Below are 3,290 nucleotides of genomic sequence, written 5' to 3'. Positions count from 1 at the left end.
CCGCAAAAATGCGGCAGAAGATATAATCCGTGGCAGCCCAAATCCAATGTCACTCCCCCGCCGGTTTGAGCAGGATCAAACCAGTATGTTGGAAGCATGGTTTTATCCAATGCCGCTTGATGAGCGCGTCTGAAATAGGCTGACGTCACGCGGCCGAGCTTGCCTTCATCCACCAGCGTTTTGGCGTAGCGGTATGGGCCAATGATCTTGGATTCTAGTGATACAGCAAATTTCACACCATTGTCGAGGATGGCCTTTTTGATCGCGAGACAGTCTTGTACCGTTAGAGCTAGCGCTTTATCGGTGAAAATATGCTTTTTGGCGTTGGCGGCCTTTATGATGACTTCCTTGTGCATTGCGGTGGCACACTCCACCATTACCGCATCTATATCTTTTCTGCTAAGTACGCTATCCAAGTCGCCTTCATAAGCGACCCCGAACTGTTCGGCAAAAGCTTTGCCTCTTTCTTCATCATCATCCCAGACCACTTTTAATTCCGCTATTCCGGTCTTTAATGCTTCCTTTACAAAATTTTTGGCATGAACATGCCATGCGCCAAGTAATGCCAAATGAACCATATTTCTCGCCACCTCGTTATAAATTTTAAATTGGAAAATACAAATACTTAGCTCCTGTCTCATTTTTCGTGATTATGTCACGTTATTATGGCTTCTCCACACAACTTCTGGATTCCTTTGGTGAAAATGAACTTTTTTTATCGAATATTCAGATATTGTTAACCGTTTGTCAATCGAGCCCTAGGATTGTGCGTCAAGGCTTGGGGATCTCAATGCACACAAGTTTGTGTCGTTGAACAGCGCACGTGGTTCCTACTCGGTGAATATGTAACGAATTTTCGTTGGTTAAAGGAAGCATATGTACCTGCCGCGTTATTGAGCTATTGTAACCCGTTAGTTTAAAAACAAACACACCTTAACAATATATAAGGTGTGTTTAATTACGACTTTCCTTTAATTTCGAATAATATTCATCAATAGGTCGTAGCCAATTGTTTCGAGCAACTTTATTAGCAGTGGCACTATCTTGACCTTCAAATGCCTGTAGAATAGCCTCATGTTCTTCAACCGAATCATGTGTAAGAATTATAGAATTATGGAAAAATAGTCTGCGAACATGAGCTTGAAGCATTGATATCGTATTGCTGATATATAGATTTTGTGTGACTTCAACAATTCCATTATGGAATTGTTCATCCAATTTTAATGCGGGATAATATTCACCTTTCTTAATAGCTTGTGAAAACTCCGTGTTAATTTGACGTAGAGAATCAATGATTTGTTGATTAATAACCGGTGTTGCAAGTTCTGCGGCTAAAGCCTGTAATACAGCTAAAGGCGGCAAAATTTTCGATATATCTTCTTTATTTACCGCCGTGACCTGCGTAGTCACTCCCGGATGCATTTCAACAAAACCTTGCACTGCAAGTAATTGCAAGGCTTCCCTTATTGGGGTTCTACTTACTCCCAATGCCTCCGCTAATTCAGCATCATTCAATTTTTCTTCAGGCAGAAGGGTACCATCAATAATCCACTCTTGTATTTGGTTGAATGCCCTCTCTTTCGCAGATATTCGATTTGGAGCAGCGAAATTATTAGGTATCGGCATTGTTATTCACCATCCACAATTTGAATCTTATATAGTATATTCCAATCTTATGTATAATGCAATATATTGCATATATCATGGGGCAGTGTTACTATTCCTATATGCAATATATCGCATTTTACATTCAGGGAGGGAAGTTATGGAGAACTTATTTATGTACATCTTAATAGCGGCGATGATGGTTATAGCACCGGGGGTAGATACAATTCTGGTAACGAAAAATACACTAACTTTGGGGATAAGAGCAGGTCAGTTTACCACGTTTGGTATTGCAGCAGGTCTTTCCATTTGGACAATTGTAGCAGTGCTTGGTCTAGCAGCGATTGTTGCTCAATCCATCGTCTTATTTACAACCATTAAATACTTAGGAGCGGCTTACCTAATCTTCCTTGGGATTAAGTCTTTTATTGCTAAGAATACTTTCTCATTCGAAATGAATAACTCAGAAAATAATGAACTGAGGAACCCGTCTATCGGTCAATACAAGAGATGTTTTTTACAAGGGTTTTTAAGTGATGCTCTTAATCCAAAAACAGTTATTGTGTATATTACACTGATGCCCCAATTTATCAATCCACACCAAAACGTTTATTTACAGTTGGTAATATTAGGGTCAATCCTCATTCTTGCTGCTATTTTGTGGTTTTTAATTGTAGTTCATATTTTGAATTATATTCGAATCTGGTTTAGTAAAAAGAAAGTCCAAAATATCTTTAACAAAGTAACAGGGATTATGTTAGTTTCAATTGCAGTAAAACTCGCCTTAGAAAAGAGATAGTCCTAGCAGGAGATATCGAGTAGGAGGGGGCGACTAGCCCCCGTCCTCTCACACCACCGTACATGCGGGTCCGCATACGGCGGTTCCAAAAGGTTAACAAAGCTCCAGGTAACGAGAAAGCAAACTTTTCAGCCCTTTCGCTTCCCAGTAGGAAGTTGGAAGGGCGTTATTTGTGTTCCGGGACATTTCCCACGCTCCCCGCCGGGAATTCGCCATCATGAACGCGACCCAATCCGGCACTCCAAGCGCTCGGAGTTCGCGGATACGGGTACGTACCCGTTTCCACTGTTTCCAGAGACACATGCGCAGCCTTCTGCGAATCCACCCATCGAATTTCTCGCAGTACTTCTTTGCCGAAGCCAGCCGGAAATAGCCAATCCATCCCATAAGATAGCGGTTAAGGCGTGTTATGCGGCCCTCCATCGACATCGAGCGGGTTCGGTTCGTTAGCTCCCGGATCTTCTCCTTGAACCGGGAGATTGTCTTTGGCGCCAGACGTACCGTTGCCTGCTTATTCGACAGAAAGCTGAAACCAAGGAACTTTCGGTTCCATGGCCGGTCTACCGCACTTTTATCTCGGTTCACTTTCAGTTTGAGTTTTCCTTCCACAAAGCGAATCACCGATTCCATGACTCGCTCGCCGGCGCGTCTGCTCGCGACAAAGATATTGCGGTAAGTAGCCCGAGGGAATCGCACCCTCAGGCCCTCTCAGAACCGGACGTGAACCTCTCGGCTCATCCGGCTCCCATTATCCAGCCGCAGGCAGTATTCCTAACTGCCAATGGGCAAAGAGTCTGGGAAGGTTCTTCGCAAGTCGACCCAGCCATCTAATTGCCCGAATCTTGTGCCTCTCCAGTTTCTTGTATTTCCTTCTAGCCCACTGGAC

General features: G+C 43.3%; 3 protein-coding genes and 1 pseudogene. 1 reads left to right on the top strand and 3 read right to left on the bottom strand.

The window, feature by feature from the left end:
• Both O9H85_RS37310 and O9H85_RS37305 read right to left on the bottom strand, forming a co-directional pair.
• Positions 1 to 578, bottom strand: a 578-nt coding sequence (locus O9H85_RS37310) for a Gfo/Idh/MocA family protein (protein ID WP_269886370.1), incomplete at its 3' end; no start/stop codon positions are given.
• 376 nt (positions 579 to 954) lie between these two features.
• Positions 955 to 1,626 carry a GntR family transcriptional regulator gene (locus O9H85_RS37305; RefSeq protein ID WP_269886369.1) on the bottom strand — a complete coding sequence of 224 codons (672 nt, stop codon included), beginning with the start codon at positions 1,624 to 1,626 and terminating at the stop codon, positions 955 to 957.
• 139 nt (positions 1,627 to 1,765) lie between these two features.
• Between O9H85_RS37305 and O9H85_RS37300 the strand changes: the two genes are divergently transcribed.
• Positions 1,766 to 2,404: a LysE family translocator gene (locus O9H85_RS37300; protein ID WP_269886368.1), complete on the top strand. Its 639-nt coding sequence runs from the start codon at positions 1,766 to 1,768 to the stop codon at positions 2,402 to 2,404.
• A 93-nt stretch (positions 2,405 to 2,497) separates the two neighbouring features.
• Here the strand turns inward: O9H85_RS37300 and O9H85_RS37295 are convergent.
• A pseudogene (locus O9H85_RS37295) lies at positions 2,498 to 3,073 on the bottom strand (group II intron maturase-specific domain-containing protein); the annotation flags it as partial.
• Between the last annotated feature and the right edge of the window lie 217 nt (positions 3,074 to 3,290).

Origin of the sequence: Paenibacillus gyeongsangnamensis (assembly GCF_027533625.1) — a bacterium.
GTDB lineage: Bacteria > Bacillota > Bacilli > Paenibacillales > NBRC-103111 > Paenibacillus_G > Paenibacillus_G gyeongsangnamensis.
This window is presented reverse-complemented; position numbering and strand designations above follow the sequence as displayed.

Excerpts from the sequence above, each read along its gene's own strand:
- O9H85_RS37305 (WP_269886369.1), bottom strand. The coding sequence starts at position 1,626 with ATGCCGATACCTAATAATTTCGCTGCTCCAAATCGAATATCTGCGAAA.
- O9H85_RS37300 (WP_269886368.1), top strand. The coding sequence starts at position 1,766 with ATGGAGAACTTATTTATGTACATCTTAATAGCGGCGATGATGGTTATA.